Genomic DNA, 17,321 nt, shown 5'->3' on the forward strand with positions numbered 1-17,321 from the left:
TTAAACTAAAAAAAGAAAGGAGAATAGTGTATCCCCTCAGTGCATAATCAAAAAATGCGACCAGCTTCTCTCCCTCACACTTCCCCCAAATGGTTGTTTAAAAAATAAAAAAAGAAAACCTTTTGCTCGAACAAAAGATTTTCTAAACTTACTTACTATGAACTGATTGATTTAAGTTCATTATATAGTAAGTGCCGACTTTTTACAATTACACACAAAAAAAGGAGACTTACTATGACAAACAATATTATCAAACAAGCAAACAATTTCTTATCAAGATTTTCTTTAAATAGATACGTTATGACACCGTTAAATGAGTTCGATTTGAACGAGGTATCAATAATTGACTACTTAGAACAAGAATCACTTTCAATCAGTCAAAATGATTTAAGTTATCCAATCGCTCTAGGACAAATTGAATACGAGGAAATTTTAAAAATTGTTCAATCTTTTAGTGATATTTCTTCATCAAATCAAGATTCTAACACTTATTTAGTTGATATTTTTCTTCAGATTAAAACAAATAATCTCGAACAAAAATTCGTCAAAGAAACAAGAAATCAAACAGGTTATCCATTTGATACGTTCGATGAAATTTTAAACTGTTTAGTTCTAAAAAATTTCTATATGCCCCTGGGCGACCAACTACCATTAGCTACAAATGTACACAATAGGCAAGTTAATTTCTTACCTTAAAAAATTGCCATCACAAGCGACTGTTGCAATGCAGACAGAAGAACTTGAATACACTTCACTTTACTTGGCAATAGATGGCATGATGTATAACAAATGAAGTCCTGTGAAGGGTCATGTCTAAATGGGACAAACAATCAACTATTCGATGTTATAGAGGACCGTCGTTTGTTTCGGTTGGTTCAGTACTTCATGCGCTTTCCTCTTGAACAGCGTTTAAATGTTCGATATTTAGTGATGGATATGAATGGTAGCTATCATTTTCTCTTCAAACGCCATCTCTATCCACAAGATATTATTGATGAGTTACTCAATTACGATATAACGCTACGCCTTGCTTATGAGAGTGTCCAACTTCTACATTATCATCGAAAGGAGAAGGATTCGGTTTCTTTTTTCAATGTGATACAAACATTAGACTCTCGCTTACCTCAGTTGTTCAAGAAGAAGCTACGCTTTTTAAAGAAGTATAAGCAAGGTATCAAGAACGCTTTTGACTTAGACTACTCGAATGGTGTGACCGAAGGTTTAAACAATAAGATTAAAGTCATTAAGAGAGTCTCCTACGGTTATCGAAATTTTTATCATCTTCGCGATCGTATTTACATTATTCAAGGATTAATTTATCAATAAAAAGCAAAAAATCGGCAGAGTTTTCTCCACCGATTTCTATGACATATTTGATTCATTTTGAGTCCATCAACACTATCTGACGAACAACCAGACTTTCGTAACTTACCCTTCGTATAGCTCTCTTAAAGGATTCATGATGATGCGATTTAAGTCATTTACAACAAGGCTAAATGCTTGCTCTGTCTGCATTAAGTCGCTAATGATTGGCTCGGTTTGAACTCTTTGTGCTAAAGCTTGGGCTTTTTCTCCATCTTCATCGCTCATTTCTTCTCCCGCCATCATTTTTTGATGCATTTCTTGTTGGAATGTTTGAAACTCTTTGAATAATTCATAGGCTTCTTCGTTTTCTTTTAAACGGTTGAAGGATGCACTTAGCGCTTGAAATGCAGCATCTTCACGGATTTCACGTTCTAATTGATTGGCTGTATCGTATAAATTTGATGACATTTTTATTCCTCCTAGAATTTAATTACCTCACAATTGTACCACTCTTTGAGAAACTACGCGACTGATTTAAGGAAGGAAATCCCTTAAACCTCGTAAAACGTCTTTCCCTTTTTCAATCGCTTTTTTGCCGACTTCTTTCCCTTTTTGGAGGGCGCGATCTGTAAAGTCCTCCAGTTCTTCTTTCCATCGATCCGTTTGTTCCGACTCCTCGGTTGGTGCCGTCACTTCATCGGCCGCTTGAATTTTTCCACCGGTCCAGTAGGCATTCGCAACAGCAAATGGGGTTTGAGCAGTGTAGGGTAACACGCCTTCCGCCTGCGCTTTAAACAAGGCGCCCATGTTCTCTCCACCTGTTCCATGTAAAACGTTTGTTTCGCTTGATGTTTCAAAACCAATCCAAGTGGACAAGACCACATCTGGTGTGTACGCAATCATCCATTGATCGTTACTTTTACTTGTATCAAAACTACTTTCGGTGGTTCCTGTTTTTCCAGCGATCGTGTAGTTTGTAGGAGCCGCACTGACTCCTGTCCCATTTGAATACGTGCCCAGTAACATACTGGTCATCTCATCGCTTGTTTCTTTTGAAATCACTTGTTTGCCTTTTGGCTGCGTTTTATCAACGATGACGGCACCCGTCGAATCAATGATTTTTGTGATTAAATGCGGTGTATAAAGCGTGCCGCCATTTGCAAAAACACCGTAGGCACTGGCCATTACCGCCGGCGACGTCCCATGTTTTAGCCCTCCTAACGACAGTCCCCAATATTTATCTTCTTCGACTAAAGGTAATCCGAACTCTTTGGCCTTGTTATAGCCCTTAGTTAAACCGAGTTCATGCAATAACCACACCGCTGGCAAGTTTAAACTTTGAGCAACTGCTTCATACATTGGCGCTTCGCCTTGATAAGTGCCATCAAAATTTTTCGCCTCATAGTAAGACTGTGGTTCATCTTTTAAAAGGCTATCAGGTTTATAGCCGGCTTCTAACGCAGGCGTATAAACACTTAACGGTTTAATGGTGGAACCGGGCGAACGTTGCATGTCGATGGCAAAGTTAAACCCACGGAAAGTATAATCGCCACGACGACCAATCAGGCCTTGAATGCCGCCAGTGTTGGGGTCTAAGGCTACTGAAGCCGTTTGAACGAGGTCTCCGTTTGGACCATTCGGAGGAAAATAGCCATCTTGAGCAAAGATATTTTGCATATTGCTTTGATAGTTTTGGTCTAGGGCAGTGTAGATCTTATAGCCGCGCTTCATCACGTCGTCACCATCCAGCCCATACAAACGCACCGCTTCATCAATCACCGCGTCAAAATAATAGGGGTATTGATAACCCGAACCTTCCGGATTATAAGCGTCATAGAGCTGATCTCCTAAAGCCAGATTCATTTGGTCTGTCGCCGCTTCTTGTGTAAGTTTTCCGTTATCAACCATCACACTTAAGACGGTGTCTCGTCGATTTTTCGCTGCTTCAAGGTTATCGATTGGGTTATAAATCGACGGTCCTTTTAAGAGGCCAACCAAGGTTGCTGCCTGACCAATGGAAAGGTTGGCTGCATCGACACCGAAATATTTTTTGGAGGCATCTTGAATGCCCCAAACGCCGCTACCAAAATAGGAATTGTTTAAGTACATCGCTAAAATCTCATCTTTGGAATACTTCTTTTCGATTTCAATTGCTAAGAAAATTTCTTTGGCTTTACGGGTAAAGGTTTGATCCAAAGTTAAATACGCATTTTTGGCTAATTGTTGCGTGATGGTACTTCCCCCACCACCAACCGTACTCCGATTGACGACCATTCGCACGCCTGCCCGGGCGATCCCTTTTAAGTCAAACCCGTGATGCTCATAAAATCGACGATCTTCGGTTGAAATTAACGCGTCAATCACATGCGGTGAAATTTGCTCTAGATCAACGTAGTTTTCACTTTTTTCTGCTCGAAATTTTCCAGCCTCTTGGTCATAGCGATCAAAAAAGACCGTTGACTCTTTTAGCCCAGAAGATAACTCTTCAACATTCGTTGTTTTGGCTACATAAAATAAGTACGTACTCGTAATTAAAATTGCTACGAGACTCACTAAAATAATTATTTTAGTGAAATGGTATTTCCGCCAAATTCTTGAAAACCATTGATAAAATTCTTTTAAATAAGGACTGAGCCAACGCCAAAAACGTAGCCAGCCTTTTTTTAACGTTTGAATCATTTCTTGAAAACGCATAGGGATTCCTCCTTGTTCCTACCCTAGTTTAGCAAATGCTCGCGCCTTTTACCTAGGTCAAAAGTTGTACTTTTGTAAAAATTCTACTTATTTTACCATCGCCACGTTAAAAAGAGTGGTTTTTTTCATTAAGAAAGCTTTAAATCTGTTATAATATGGCTGAAACACAGTAAAGGAGAACAAAAAATGGATTTTACGCTCACCCTTCCACCAAACCAATCCCCGATGACGATTCGTGACTTACTTGAAAAAGAATGGCTCGTTCCTAGAAAAGTACGACATTTTTTACGAACAAGAAAAGATGTCTTATTAAATGGTCAAACCGCGATGTTTCATCAAATCGTCCAAGCGGGTGATCAAATTACACTCCATCTCGAAGCAGAAGATTATCACTATCAGCCGATTCACTTGGGCTCCGCTGCCTTGATTGAAGTACTTTATGAAGATGAGCATCTCATCCTCGTAAACAAACCCTTTGGGATGAAAACACACCCGAACCAACCCGATGAAACAACGACTTTACTCAACCATTTAGCCGCATACTTGGCACCTAGCAAACAACAACCCTTTGTCGTTCATCGCCTCGATAAAGAAACGAGTGGGGCGATTTTATTTGCAAAAAATCCCTTTGTCCTCCCCATTTTAGGACGCTTACTCGAACAAAAAAAGATTTATCGACGGTATCAGGCAATCGTTCACGGACAACTCAAAAGGGATTGTATTATTGAGAAAAAAATCGGACGCGATCGCCATGATCGACGAAAACGCGTGATTGATCAAAAAAATGGACAGCCAGCCTTAACAAAGGTGACGGTTCACCAAATTGAAAGCAAGCAGACCCAAATTTATTGCGTACTTGAAACCGGTCGAACACATCAAATCCGAGTCCATTTAGCCAGTCTCGGACATCCCCTAGTTGGAGATCCCTTATATCAAAAACAGGCCGCTAAACGGCTCATGCTTCATGCGAGTGAAATGCACTTTATCCACCCTTTTACCAAAGAAACGATGACAATCCAAGCCTCTCCTGGCTTATGGTAACCGATTCGCAAACAAAAAAACTCCCCGCTCGCGTTGACTTCAAAAGTGAAGCGACCCCCAAAAGTCAGATTTTTGGTCTAACTTTTAGGGGTCACTACAAAGTCGCACGCGGACGGGGAGTTTTGTTTCTTTCAAAGCAAACGGATGCGGGTTTTCTACATAATGAATCGAACAGGGTCCACAAAGCCACTCCAAATTCCGGTGGCTAAACCGAAGTGGAGATGGACGCCCGTTGAATTGCCGGTTGTTCCCATCGTTCCAATTTGTTCGGATGTTTCAACCGATTGCCCTTCACTGACAGAAACAGCCGTCATGTGCATGTAGTAGGAGTAATACCCATTATCATGTTGCAAAATGACATAGTTTCCCGCACTCCAATCGAATCCCGTTTCAACGACAGTTCCATAGCGTGCAGCTAAAATAGTGTCTCCGTAATTTCCAGTAAAATCAACGCCATCATGCCCATTGCCAGAATATCCCGTCGGATCTGCTCGATAACCAAAAGGGCTGCTCATATTTAATGGCCCATTTAAAGGCGATAAAAAACCAGTTTCAGCTAGGCGCTGTGCTTCTTCGGCTTCAGCCGTTGCCTTTTCTTTTAGCTCGGTTAATTTTTGCGTTTCTTTTTCAATTTTTTCCGTGATTGTTTTTGTTTCTTCCGCTAACTGCTCTTTTTCTGCTAGTTCTGCTTCGCGTTGCTCCTTTTGTTCCGTCACTTCTGCTTGAAAAGTTTGTATTTGTGTTTCAAGTTGTGTCATCTTTGCTTGGAGCGCTTCAAGTTTCTTTTCTTGTGCCTTTTGACTTGCAGTTTCCACGCCATTGCTTGTTGAGTCTTTTAAGTAGCTTTGAATCGTCGCCATCACACGGAGACGGCTCTCTTCTCTTTCTAATTCATGACGAAGTTCTGTTTTTTCCTGTGCATAGGTTTCGAGTGTTTGCGTGATTCCTTCTTGATCAATTGGAACCGTGTCGAGTTGAATTTGCAGCCTTGCTTGTTGGGCCTCTAGTGTGGTCACTTTTGCTTGGAGGTCTGTAATTTTTCCTTCTTGCGCTGCTAGCTGTTGTGTCGTTTCCGTCCCTTGCACGTCTGTTAAGGGTAGTAAAAAAAGGAACCCTGTACTCGCAAGTAAAATCAATGTTTTCATTTTCAAATGTTGTAACGCTCCTCGATATGAAATTTAATCCTTTGCCACTGTAGCATGATTTCGTTCATAAAAGGATAACAAAGCCACAACAAATTCATATCAAATAAAGGTTTTTGATGACAAATGAACATTTTTCGAAACAAGAAAGCCTTTTTTATGACAAGCAAGTTACATAGAATCTGTCATTTAATTTGAGAGTAATCTCACCTCATCTTCGGTTAACGAACGAAAGGCACCAAATGCCAAGGTTTCATCTAACTTTAATGTCCCCATTCGTAAACGTTTAAGATACACGACTTCTTTTCCAACCGCTTGAACCATTCTTTTGACTTGATGAAATTTTCCCTCATGCAAAATTAAACGGATTGTTGAGGTTTGCGTGACTGTATCGACGGCATCAATCATTAATTCAGCTGGCAAACAAACCTCTCCACCATCAATCGTCAAGCCCGCTTGAAAAGCTTGTACATCTTCAGGCGTCATGACGCCTGAAACTTCCGCATAGTACTCTTTTTCGACATGGTATTTCGGCGAGAGTAGGCGATGTGCCAGTGCGCCATCATTTGTAATTAACAAAAGGCCTTCGGTATCTTTGTCTAAACGGCCCACGGGAAACAAGTCCTCTCTATAAGTTGCTTCATCAAATAAGTCTAAGACCGTTGCATCATAATTATCCACCGTGGCAGAAATCACGCCGCCCGGTTTATTAAGTAAGTAATAGAAATATTTTTGATATTTGACGGGCTCCCCGTCAAATAAAATCTGATCTTGCTGCTCGTCCACGTGAAACTTGTCCGATTTGATTACGGTACCGTTGACTGTCACATAGCCTTTCTTGATGTAGCCTTTGACTTCCTTCCTTGAACCAAAATTCATATCTGCTAAAAATTTATCTAATCGCATTTTGGACTCTCCTTCTTCATTCAAAAAGGGACTGTGACAAATGCCATAGTCCCACTGAATGCTTTTTCATTTTTTTATTTAATTTTGAATTTCTGACGCAAGCCTGAAATTCTTGGTCCCAGTAGCTTATCTGCAATTCGGATTTTCAAGCTCAAATAAAGATAGGCCAGCCCACCTGCGCCCGCTACCAATAATACTAAAAAGAACGATTGCACTTTCTGTTTATCGGACAAGACCAGACCAAAGAGGGCTTTTGCAAGAACAGCAACGACCAACATCATTAGTGTCATGATCCCCATTAGTAACGTCCGACGAAGCACTAGACTGCGGTTAAAATGTGTTTTTTGATGAAGCTTCCTTAAGTTAAAGTAACAAGCAACCGCTAACCCCACACTCGTTGAAACGTGCGGACCGTAGGATTCTAAGAAATAAATACTCGCTGGTTGTAGTATCACTTTTACGAGCAAGCCGATGCCAAAGAAGACGACGGCGGACATGTTTTCGTAAATTCCTTGCAACATCGAAGCGGTAATCATAAACAACCCTAAGATTAAGCCCGATAAACAAGCGACAATTAATAAGCGTGAACCTAACACACTGTAGCCGTAAAAAATCGTGTTCAACGGATAGGCTAATAAAACCATCCCGAAAGTTGCCGGGAACATGATGAATGAATAAAGTTGCAAGTTGTTTGTCACCAACTTAGCCAAGTTGCGCTGATCATTTTGAGCATAAGCTTCTGTAATTAGGGGCAGTCCGACCGCCGCCATGGCTGTCGCTAAGCCAATTACAACCATTGTTAGCTTATCCGGATTGACACTAAAAAGCGCCATTAAGTTTTGTAATTCTTGCGTCGTGTATTCTGTAAAACGACTCATGGTGCGAATAAAGGTGAATTGATCGACCAATTTAAAAATTGTAATGGCTGAGCCAACAATAATAAATGGCACTGCTTCTTTAACCGTCGCTAATAAAATACCTACAGTATCAATCTTTCCTGTTTCGTGACTTTGTTCAGCCAAAATCTCCATTTTTATTTTTTCTTTTCTAAAATAATAAAAAAGAACAGCGATGCCACCTAACGCACCGATAAAGGCTGCAAACGTCGACTGGGTGACCGCTGCAACATAATCACCACTACCTAATCGCATAATGATAAAGGTCGCCATCAACATATAAATCACACGGAAAAATTGCTCTACTAATTGTGAAATGGCAAAAGGTCCCACGTTTTGTGTCCCTTGAAAATAGCCACGCAGCACACTCATTACTGGAATGACTAAGATGGCCACACTCAGTGAACGCATCGCTGGAACTAATGCATCCCCGCCACCAGAAGCCTTGGCTAAGGCAGGCGAAGCCAAATACATGATCGTTGCACTCATGATTCCAAATAGGAGCATGACCTGTAAGGAACGCTTAAATAAATTTTGGCTCGTGCGATACTCCCCTCGCGAATGATGGAAAGCAACTTGTTTTGCAATCGCAGCTGGAATACCCGCTGTTGAAATCATGATAAATAACGCATACACATTATAACCCATTCCAAACAACGCATTGGCCGTTTCTGCATTGTCTCCTAACCAAAAATACCACGGGATAATATAGACGACACCGATTAAGCGTGAACCGATATTTCCAATGGTTAACCAAGCAGAACCACGGGCCATTTTTTCTTCATTTGTGAGTACGGGTTCTTGCAAATGTTCTTGATTATTCATTTCCCTCTTTCCCAACTTTCTTCTTTTTACATACCTTCTATTTTAATGCTTAAAGTCCTTTGTCGCAATCTATTTCTTTTGTTTGTATCAGACTATGCTATAATGACCTATGTAAATTCCTACTAATTAAGGAGCAAAAGCCATGTACACAATTACGATTGATGCCATCGAGCAATTATTAAGAAAAAACCAACTATTAGCAGACCCAACCAAGGAAATTCCTTTTAAAGACCACGCTTTCACTTATCTATCGTATGATTCACGAGAGATTCAAGAGGATACTTTGTTTTTTTGTAAGGGGGCACACTTTAAAGAAGCCTTACTTGTCGATGCCATTGAAAAAGGAGTGTCCGTCTATTTAAGTGAGATTTCTTATGAAGTGAATGCTTGTGAGATTCTTGTAACAGATATTCGCGAAGCAATGGCACTGATTGCTCAAGCTTTCTACCGTCATCCACAAGACAAACTCATCAAGATTGCCATGACTGGTACCAAAGGGAAAACAACCGTCGCTTATTTTGTGCATCAAATTTTAAAAGATGCCTACGGGCCTAAAGTCGCTCTTTTTTCTTCAGAAGAAACGACAACTGATGGAAAAAACTATGCGCCGTCTGATTTAACCACACCCGAAGCCTTGGTCTTGTATCGCCAGATGGCCCAAGCAGTTGAAAATGGGTTAACCCATTTGGTCATGGAGGTTTCCTCGCAAGCCTATAAAACCAAGCGTGCCTTTGGTTTAACGTTTGAGGTGGGGATCTTTTTGAATATTAGTCCTGACCACATTAGTCCAATTGAACACGAAACGTTTGACGATTATTTCGCATGTAAGCAAGAATTGCTCTTAAACAGTCAACAAATGATTCTCAATCACGATTCCGATCATTTTGATGTGTTAGCAAAAATCTGTGAGACACACCAGATTCCCTATGTCACTTATGGTGAAAAAGCAGCCGATTATCAAGTGTTACCAACAGACGATCCCCGTCGCTTTCAATTATCCAGTACGAACGATCCTTTCACCTTAAACGGAACGTATCAATTATCAATGTTCGGTCACTTTAATCATGGAAATGCCACCGCGGCTTTGTTAGCGACTGCCTTAGTCAACGTACCGACCGCCCACCGAAAAGAAAGTTTGGCCCATTGTTTTGTTCCAGGTCGCATGAATTTATTCGAATTAAAAAATGGTGCACTGGCCTTTGTCGATTTCGCGCATAATTATTTAAGCCTTGTCTCCATGGGAAAATTTGCGAAAGAAATCCGGCCAAATGGAAAAGCAATCGTGATGACTGGTAGCGCTGGTGGCAAAGCCCTTTCACGACGCAAAGATATGGGAATGGCAATTAGTGAAGCCTATGATCTCGCCGTTTTAACAAGCGATGATCCTAACTTTGAAGACCCAAACGCCATTGCTGACGCCATTCAAGCCTACATCACGGAGCCTGCCGTCGAGGTCTATCGCGAAATGTCGCGAGAACAAGCCATTTATCTGGCACTTTCACTAGCCAAGCCGGAAGATGTTGTGATTATTGCTGGAAAAGGAACCGAAGCTTCCATGAAAATCAAGGGCGAAAATGCCCCTTATCCGGGAGATCTTTTTTATACGCAGCAATGGATTGCAAAACAATAAGCAGACCGTTTATTGCATTTTTGTAACAATTTTTACTTTCTCGAAACATTCGCCCTTTCCCAGCATTCTTTCGTTATAATAGACCCGAAAGAGATTGGTAAAGGGGCTTGTTCCATGAAATATTTGCAAAAAAAACATCTGGCTTTCATCAGTTTCAGTGTCATTCTTTTATTCCTTATTTTTTTCACTCTGAGATGGGTGACAACGTTTGATTTCTTCCAGTTCAATCCATTCGCACCTCGAAGTTATGCACGAACAAGCATTTCACATGGACGCTTTCTAGTCTTTTTGATGCCCATCATTGCAACGGGGGCTTTGTTTTTAGGTTTAACTTGGAAACAATCAAAAAATGGAAAATAAAAACAACGAATTATCGTAAGAGGGACATATGCGCCTCTTCGATCGAATCTAGGAGGAGTGACAAAAGGCGGTTTGCTTTGAGAAATTGGAGTGTTTTTTGAACAATTGGTTCTTTCAATTGCTCGAATTTCATGAAGTTTCTAAAAGAGCAGCCTTTTGTTCCCCGTTTATCTGCCAAACGTTCGTAGAACACCAAGGGCCTGAGACAAATGTCTCAGGCCCTTGGCTCATTTCACTCAACCAAGACAGACGCTCACAGAATCGCTGTCTTTTTTTCTTTTTATATTAAGAATCGATTTTGAAGCTTTCTATGTCTTTCGTTTTTATGATAGAATGAGTGACGGAACATGGAACATTTGAAATTTTATGAAATTAGGACGTGAAATTATGTGCGGGATTGTTGGATTCATCAACACAAAAAAGCAAAAAGAAACAGTTATCGAAAAAATGATGGACCGAATTGTTCATCGTGGACCCAATAGCTCCGGTAAATATGTGGATGAAGACATTGCCTTAGGGTTTCGTCGTTTATCCGTCATTGACTTAGAAGGCGGTTCACAGCCCATTTATAACCAAGACCAAAGCAAGGTCATTGTTTTTAACGGGGAAATTTATAATTATCAAACTTTACGGGAAGAACTAACCACTTTAGGCTATCACTTTAAAACAAATACGGATACGGAAGTCGTTTTGTGCGGTTACGAGGCGTGGGGCGTCGCACTTTTACAAAAATTACGAGGCATGTTTGCTTTTACGATTTGGGATAGCGAGAAAAAAGAACTTTTTGGCGCTCGCGATCATTTTGGAATCAAACCTTTTTACTATGCAGAAATGGCTGGTACTTTTCTATTTGGTTCGGAAATCAAAAGTTTCCTCGACCATCCAGACTTTCACAAAGAATTAAATAAGGAGGCCCTTAAACCGTATTTAACTTTCCAATACTCACCACTGAATGGAGAAACCTTCTTTAAGGGCGTCCATCGACTCACTGAAGGTCATTATTTTATCTATCGAGAGGGTAAAATGACAATCACAGAATATTGGGATGCTGACTATACGAAAAAAGAACAACGAACACGAGAAGAATGGATTGATAAAATTGACGAAACGGTGAAAGCTTCAATTGCGCTTCATAAAAATGCAGATGTCGAAGTTGGTTCTTTCTTATCGAGCGGTGTCGATTCAAGTTATGTTGCAGCCGTTTTACGCCCCAATCATACCTTCTCCATTGGTTTTGATGATAAAACCTATAACGAAGCGATCGAAGCGCGTAAGTTGACTGAAACGATTGGTTTAAATAATATTGCAGCCATTATTGATGGCGAAATGTCCTTTAAAGCTTTTCCACTCATTCAATATCACTTAGATGAACCCGATGCGAATCCATCTTGTGTCCCTTTATATTTCTTATCAAACCTCGCTTCACAATATGTGAATGTCGTTCAATCTGGTGAAGGAGCAGATGAGCTTTTTGCTGGCTATAGTGCCTATGGGTTACACACCAATTCAAAAGTGGTTCGGGTCGTTGCTCAGGGCATTCGAAAATTGCCAAAAGGAGTCCGCTATTCGATTGGTCGAAAACTAGGAAAAATGAAGAATTTCCATGGACGTATGCACTTATACGCCGCTTCTGCACCTGCACAAGATTTCTTTATTGGACACGCCGAAATTTTTGCTGAAAAAGAAGCAGCTGCTTATCTTACCCCTGCGTATCAAGCAGCACCAAGTATCGCTGAAATCGTCGCGCCGCACTATGCCAAAGCCGAGCAACGCGCAAATGAGGAAGTTAATAAAATGCAATACTTGGATGTCCACCAATGGATGCCAAAAGATATTCTATTGAAAGCTGATAAATTAACCATGGCAAATTCATTGGAATCGCGCACGCCTTTACTAGATATTGAATTAATGAAATTAGCGCAAAGCATTCCAACGAAATTCTTAATTAATCAAAACAACACAAAAGATGTTTTCCGCCAAGCTTCAAACCGTCATTTACCAGAAGCTTGGGCGAACCGAGAAAAACTCGGTTTCCCTGTACCAATTAAAGCTTGGTTACGCGAAGACTTAGGCTATTCACAAGTCAAAGCCCTCTTTGCAGAACCTTTTGTAACAGAATTTTTTGATCAAAAGAAAATTTTACAATTGGTTGAAGCGCATCGTGCTGCCAAAGCAGATTTACAACGAAAAATTTGGGCCATTTATTCTTTCTTAACCTGGTACAAAGTCTTCTTTATTGAGACCGAAATCCCTAAGGCTGAGAAAATCGTTTATGAAACACTTTAAAAGATTGGACAAAAAGCGGTCGGGTGAATTTCCACATGGAATTCGCCCGACCGCTTTTTTTGCTTGTTTTTACCAAAAATACAACACCAATCTATGAATCTTCTACTTGATCTAATAATTTTTCTACCCTTTGTAGATGCCATAAAATATAAAGTAACATCCCTACTGAAAAAATAAGACCAAAGTACCTTTGTTTTACAATGAGTAATACGCTCACGAGACTAAAAATAAGAATAGAAACGATCCGTCCTCTTTTAAAGGCTCTTTTTGCTTTCATTTTTGGACTCATCACTTTCACGCCCTTTCTCAGGTCCCTTTGAACCGTTCCCTCGTTTGACGGTGCTAGTCTGTTGTACCTGTTTGCTCCCACAACTGCTTCACAACTGGAACATTGCCTAGTTCAGTCATATTTGAAGGAATAATCACCGTATTGGTCTTGCTATTGACAATTTCTTTAAATGCTTCCAACCCTAAATATTGTAAAGCTTCAGGCGTCAGGTCGCTGGCTTTAATCGCTTGGTTCAATGCCGTAATTCGTAATTGCTCTGCCTCTGTGATCACACGAATTTTCTCCGCTTCGGCGTTGGCATCAATTCTCATTCTCTCCGCTCGTGCTTGGGCATCAATCTTTGTTTGTTTGGCACGAGCTTCCGCATCAATTTGCATTTCCGAAGATTTTGCTTCTGAATCCAAAATTAAGGAGTGTTTCCGCCCTTCGGATAAGGTAATCATCGATTCCTTATCGCGTGAAGCGGTAATCAATTTATTCATCGAATTGATAATTTCATCCGACACTAAAATTTCCCCAATATTGATTCGATCAATGGCTAGACCATAACCAGCTGTAATGTCTTTAATCGATTCAAAAAGCGCCGCGTTGATTTCTTCCGTTCCATTTAAAACCTCATTTAAATCCATTTTTCCGATAATGCCCCGTAAATTCGATTGAGCGTCTTGAATCATGGCAGTTACCGCATCTTCGTTATCATAAACGAAGGCGCGAACATCCGTTACATGGTATTTAATCGCTTCATCAATTTGTACAATGACGTTATCTCTAGTAATGGCACTTTGCGGTGGGATTTCAAGCGGTACTTGCTTTAATGAAACTCGCTGACGTACCGTATACAAAATGGGGATTAAAAAATGCAGACCTGGTTCCAATGTCCGAACGTAACGGCCAAAACTTTCAACAATTTTTACTTCCCCTTGCTGCACGACAACCGCGATACTCGTCAATAACCAAATAATGATTGCTAGAACAATTAAAAATAAAACAATTTTTCCAATAAACATTTTTTTCACTCCTCTTACTTTCTGATTTCGATGTAATCTTCGCTTTCTTCGATGAGGTAATCATTCACTCGAACAAAAGCCTTGCCGTTTTCAATGGCAAAAACCTCTAACATACTCCCTTTTTCAGGATTTCCTTCGATAACAACATATTCAATGTACCGTCCCAAAGCAAAAATAACGCCTCTCACTTGAGTTCCTGCGCTACGAAAATACTTTCCCAAAAATTTGTAATCCAGATAATCCAATCGATTTTCAACTCCTCACTCGTCACAGGATATCATTTCTATTTTACCACGTTCTCTTTTCAGTACAACAAGAAATCGGATGACAAGCAACCGAAACTTAAAGGAACAAAAAAACCTGATGTCCCCGACTCTTAGAATTTTTTGTTCATTTCCACTTGTTTTGCACACAACTATTTGCTTCTACCTGTCTTAACTGTAATAATTAATTTACTAGAAAAAAACCGTTCGACATAAAAAAGCTAGAGGAGGAACACCTTATGAAAAAGTTGCTACTAATTAATGGAATCATTGAACCGTTAACCGGAGAAAAACCCTATCCGTCTAATCTTTGGATTGACTCCAATGGAACGATCGAAAAAATCCAACCAGGAAATGCTTTAGAGGAAACGGAATACGAAGTTTTTGATTGCCAGGAACAATTTATTTTACCAGGATTAATTAATGCCCATATGCATTTGTTCTCAGCTGGAAAACCATTGAATTTAACAGTCAGCGAAGGTCCCTTAAACTTACTCTATCGCTTTATCGGAACGGCTTTAGGAAAGCAATTGTTGCAACGAAAAATGCATCAGCATGCCCAAATCGAGCTTCAAACAGGTGTCACAACAATGCGCTCCTTGGGGGAAATGTTTTATCAAGATGTCGCCTTACGTCAACGTTATCAAACAAAAGAAATCCTTGGTCCCAATCTCTATGTCTCTGGATTTTTATTAGCCATCACTGGTGGTCATGGTGCGCCTTATTTAGCCATTGAAAGTGATTCACCTTGGGATGCCCGCAAGAGTGTGCGCTTAAATACTCGTCAAGGTGTGGACTGGATTAAAATTTGCGTCACTGGTGGCGTAACAGATGCCAAGCGAATTGGCGAAGCTGGAGCCTTGCAATTTACCGCCGAAGAAGTCGAAGCTATTTGTTCAGAGGCACATAAAAACGGGACCATGGTCGCGGCTCATGTGCAAAGCAAAGAAGGGATTCGTTTAGCCTTAAAAGCGGGAGTTGACACGATTGAACACGGCGCGCCTATGGATTCAGAAATTATTGAATTGTTTCAAAAGAATCCAAAATCGCTACGAGGATTTTCAGCATTGGTCCCAACTTTTCAAGCTGCAGCTCCCTTTGCCTTGTTGGATCGATCCCTAACAAAGATTGATCGAACCGTCTACGAAAATGGCAAAATAATTTATGAGGGAATGCTTGAAGGCTTTAGACAAGCACAAGAAAACCAGATTTTAACGGGTGTCGGAAATGATGCTTCCGTTTCCTTTGTGACTCATTACGACTTCTGGCGTGAACTGCACTTTCTCGTTCACTACCTAGAGATGACGCCACTTCAAGTGTTACAGATGGCCACACAAAACAATGCCAAACTCATGGGGATTGACCACTTAGTTGGAAGCATTAAAGTCGGCCAATTAGCAGACTTACTTCTTTTCAAAGACAATCCAGTCGAAAAAATTGAAGCCCTTCAAGACATTCAACAAGTGATTAAGCATGGACGTTTTGTACCCAAAAAAGCATTTAAACGTTACCCAGCTGTCGATCAATTGTTAAACCGTCTTGCCTAATGCCAAAAGAAAATCGACCGCCACCTATCAATCAGGCTTTGGTCGATTTTCTTTGGCTGCCTTTTGAATTTTTTGGAGTTTCATACCATACAATAAGGTGACCTTGAGTGCCGCAACGATGGGTAAGATCACAATCATTCCCAAAATCCCAAAAATCTGTCCCGTAATCAACATCATAATAATCACAAAAAGCGGGTGGAGTTTTAGTTCTTTACTCATGACATAAGGAGAGACAATATAAGACTCACCAATTTGTACCAAAATAATTCCAAGCACAAGAATCCAGGCATTGACGTCTTGAGTAATCATTCCTGTAATCACTGCTGGGATAGCTCCAATCCAAGGGCCAAAGTAGGGAACAATGTCCATGATACCAGCGACAACTGCAAATAATAACGCTCCTTTTAGACCTGCAATCCAAAAAGTCAGCCAAGCACCGACAAAGACGTAGAAACAAACCAACGCTTTTCCACTAATATAATCAGACAACGTTTTTTCTAACTGAGTAAAATAATCAAGTGCGATTGCTTGGTACTGTGGAGGTAACTTCAAATGGAATGTCTTTGGTTTCTTTGTATTTTTAAGTAAATAAAAGACCATGATCGGTACGATACTAACGACTAAAAAGGAACTTGATACAAATACAAATAACCACTGAGTACCGCTTTGTAGTCCTACAAATAAAAGATCAATAAAATCCGTCAATGAATGATTAAATAATTGGAGATATCGCTGAATGTTTTCTCCTGAAAAAAATTGTGTTGCAAGTAACCACTGATCGACTTCATTCAAAATTCGTGGAACAGATGTTACTAACGCATCGATTTGGGCAAATAGTAAAGGAATCAATTCGCGAACGATAAAACCTAAAACGCCAAAAAAAATGAAGAACGTTACCGCCAAACTGACTCCTTGATTCTTTAAATACTTAAGTAGCAATAGATACAATGGTTTAAGTAAATAATAAATAAAGAGAGCAAAAATCGTTGGGATAAATAAGGTGTTCCAGGTCATTTGAACAATTTGAGAAAGTAATGCAATGGCACGAAGTTTGGACCAGACAAAGAAAACAAGAATCGTCAATACTAAAATATAGAAAGCTTTCGAATGTTTTAAATCGTTCATTTCCT

General features: G+C 40.2%; 15 protein-coding genes. 6 read left to right on the top strand and 9 right to left on the bottom strand.

The genetic code is table 11. The features are described from left to right. Positions 1-234 precede the first annotated feature (234 nt). The gene (locus ACYSNO_RS04850) at positions 235-696 is read left to right on the top strand and encodes a hypothetical protein (protein ID WP_461729952.1); all 462 of its coding nucleotides are present in this window, start codon (positions 235-237) and stop codon (positions 694-696) included. 93 nt (positions 697-789) lie between these two features. Further along, positions 790-1,326 carry a transposase gene (locus ACYSNO_RS04855; RefSeq protein WP_461729953.1) on the top strand — a complete coding sequence of 179 codons (537 nt, stop codon included), beginning with the start codon at positions 790-792 and terminating at the stop codon, positions 1,324-1,326. A 102-nt stretch (positions 1,327-1,428) separates the two neighbouring features. Here the strand turns inward: ACYSNO_RS04855 and ACYSNO_RS04860 are convergent, their stop codons facing one another. After that, on the bottom strand, positions 1,429-1,773 hold the full coding sequence (locus ACYSNO_RS04860) for a YlbF/YmcA family competence regulator (RefSeq protein WP_461729954.1): 345 nt from the start codon (positions 1,771-1,773) through the stop codon (positions 1,429-1,431). Positions 1,774-1,839: 66 nt separating this feature from the next. Continuing rightward, entirely contained in the window at positions 1,840-3,999 is a 2,160-nt protein-coding gene (locus ACYSNO_RS04865; protein WP_461729955.1) for a PBP1A family penicillin-binding protein, read from the bottom strand. Positions 4,000-4,185: 186 nt separating this feature from the next. On the opposite strand from ACYSNO_RS04865, the gene ACYSNO_RS04870 reads away from it, so the two are divergent. Then, positions 4,186-5,040 carry an RluA family pseudouridine synthase gene (locus ACYSNO_RS04870; RefSeq protein WP_461729956.1) on the top strand — a complete coding sequence of 285 codons (855 nt, stop codon included), beginning with the start codon at positions 4,186-4,188 and terminating at the stop codon, positions 5,038-5,040. Between the two features lie 155 nt (positions 5,041-5,195). Here ACYSNO_RS04870 and ACYSNO_RS04875 read toward each other — a convergent pair whose 3' ends face one another. From ACYSNO_RS04875 to ACYSNO_RS04885, 3 genes are all read right to left on the bottom strand, one after another. After that, complete coding sequence (locus tag ACYSNO_RS04875; protein ID WP_461730043.1) at positions 5,196-6,185, bottom strand: M23 family metallopeptidase; 990 nt, start codon at positions 6,183-6,185, stop codon at positions 5,196-5,198. A gap of 186 nt (positions 6,186-6,371) precedes the next feature. After that, positions 6,372-7,088: a pseudouridine synthase gene (locus ACYSNO_RS04880; protein ID WP_461729957.1), complete on the bottom strand. Its 717-nt coding sequence runs from the start codon at positions 7,086-7,088 to the stop codon at positions 6,372-6,374. Between the two features lie 74 nt (positions 7,089-7,162). Continuing rightward, positions 7,163-8,809, bottom strand: a complete 1,647-nt coding sequence (locus ACYSNO_RS04885; RefSeq protein WP_461729958.1) for a putative polysaccharide biosynthesis protein — start codon at positions 8,807-8,809, stop codon at positions 7,163-7,165. Between the two features lie 142 nt (positions 8,810-8,951). On the opposite strand from ACYSNO_RS04885, the gene murE reads away from it, so the two are divergent. Together murE and asnB are read left to right on the top strand one after the other, a co-directional pair. After that, positions 8,952-10,439 carry a UDP-N-acetylmuramyl-tripeptide synthetase gene (gene murE, locus ACYSNO_RS04890; protein ID WP_461729959.1) on the top strand — a complete coding sequence of 496 codons (1,488 nt, stop codon included), beginning with the start codon at positions 8,952-8,954 and terminating at the stop codon, positions 10,437-10,439. Positions 10,440-11,186: 747 nt separating this feature from the next. Then, positions 11,187-13,085 carry an asparagine synthase (glutamine-hydrolyzing) gene (gene asnB / locus ACYSNO_RS04895; RefSeq protein ID WP_461729961.1) on the top strand — a complete coding sequence of 633 codons (1,899 nt, stop codon included), beginning with the start codon at positions 11,187-11,189 and terminating at the stop codon, positions 13,083-13,085. 91 nt (positions 13,086-13,176) lie between these two features. Here asnB and ACYSNO_RS04900 read toward each other — a convergent pair whose 3' ends face one another. The 3 genes from ACYSNO_RS04900 to ACYSNO_RS04910 all read right to left on the bottom strand — a co-directional run bounded on the left by ACYSNO_RS04900 (position 13,177) and on the right by ACYSNO_RS04910 (position 14,626). Beyond that, entirely contained in the window at positions 13,177-13,362 is a 186-nt protein-coding gene (locus ACYSNO_RS04900; RefSeq protein WP_461729962.1) for a hypothetical protein, read from the bottom strand. A 65-nt stretch (positions 13,363-13,427) separates the two neighbouring features. After that, on the bottom strand, positions 13,428-14,381 hold the full coding sequence (locus ACYSNO_RS04905) for an SPFH domain-containing protein (protein WP_461729963.1): 954 nt from the start codon (positions 14,379-14,381) through the stop codon (positions 13,428-13,430). A gap of 14 nt (positions 14,382-14,395) precedes the next feature. Further along, positions 14,396-14,626: a hypothetical protein gene (locus ACYSNO_RS04910; RefSeq protein ID WP_461729964.1), complete on the bottom strand. Its 231-nt coding sequence runs from the start codon at positions 14,624-14,626 to the stop codon at positions 14,396-14,398. Between the two features lie 257 nt (positions 14,627-14,883). On the opposite strand from ACYSNO_RS04910, the gene ACYSNO_RS04915 reads away from it, so the two are divergent. After that, positions 14,884-16,191, top strand: coding sequence for a metal-dependent hydrolase family protein (locus ACYSNO_RS04915; RefSeq protein WP_461729965.1), 1,308 nt, complete (start codon positions 14,884-14,886; stop codon positions 16,189-16,191). A gap of 27 nt (positions 16,192-16,218) precedes the next feature. On the opposite strand, the gene ACYSNO_RS04920 is transcribed toward ACYSNO_RS04915, so the two are convergent. Then, the gene (locus tag ACYSNO_RS04920; RefSeq protein ID WP_461729966.1) at positions 16,219-17,316 is read right to left on the bottom strand and encodes an AI-2E family transporter; all 1,098 of its coding nucleotides are present in this window, start codon (positions 17,314-17,316) and stop codon (positions 16,219-16,221) included. Positions 17,317-17,321 lie beyond the last annotated feature (5 nt).

It is taken from the genome of Enterococcus sp. LJL98, from assembly GCF_054871745.1.

Coding starts and splice junctions, on each gene's coding strand:
- ACYSNO_RS04870 (WP_461729956.1), top strand. CDS start 4,186: ATGGATTTTACGCTCACCCTTCCACCAAACCAATCCCCGATGACGATT.
- asnB (WP_461729961.1), top strand. CDS start 11,187: ATGTGCGGGATTGTTGGATTCATCAACACAAAAAAGCAAAAAGAAACA.
- ACYSNO_RS04865 (WP_461729955.1), bottom strand. CDS start 3,999: ATGCGTTTTCAAGAAATGATTCAAACGTTAAAAAAAGGCTGGCTACGT.
- ACYSNO_RS04850 (WP_461729952.1), top strand. CDS start 235: ATGACAAACAATATTATCAAACAAGCAAACAATTTCTTATCAAGATTT.
- ACYSNO_RS04880 (WP_461729957.1), bottom strand. CDS start 7,088: ATGCGATTAGATAAATTTTTAGCAGATATGAATTTTGGTTCAAGGAAG.
- ACYSNO_RS04900 (WP_461729962.1), bottom strand. CDS start 13,362: ATGAAAGCAAAAAGAGCCTTTAAAAGAGGACGGATCGTTTCTATTCTT.
- ACYSNO_RS04885 (WP_461729958.1), bottom strand. CDS start 8,809: ATGAATAATCAAGAACATTTGCAAGAACCCGTACTCACAAATGAAGAA.
- ACYSNO_RS04915 (WP_461729965.1), top strand. CDS start 14,884: ATGAAAAAGTTGCTACTAATTAATGGAATCATTGAACCGTTAACCGGA.
- ACYSNO_RS04860 (WP_461729954.1), bottom strand. CDS start 1,773: ATGTCATCAAATTTATACGATACAGCCAATCAATTAGAACGTGAAATC.
- ACYSNO_RS04855 (WP_461729953.1), top strand. CDS start 790: ATGAAGTCCTGTGAAGGGTCATGTCTAAATGGGACAAACAATCAACTA.
- ACYSNO_RS04920 (WP_461729966.1), bottom strand. CDS start 17,316: ATGAACGATTTAAAACATTCGAAAGCTTTCTATATTTTAGTATTGACG.
- murE (WP_461729959.1), top strand. CDS start 8,952: ATGTACACAATTACGATTGATGCCATCGAGCAATTATTAAGAAAAAAC.
- ACYSNO_RS04875 (WP_461730043.1), bottom strand. CDS start 6,185: ATGAAAACATTGATTTTACTTGCGAGTACAGGGTTCCTTTTTTTACTA.
- ACYSNO_RS04905 (WP_461729963.1), bottom strand. CDS start 14,381: ATGTTTATTGGAAAAATTGTTTTATTTTTAATTGTTCTAGCAATCATT.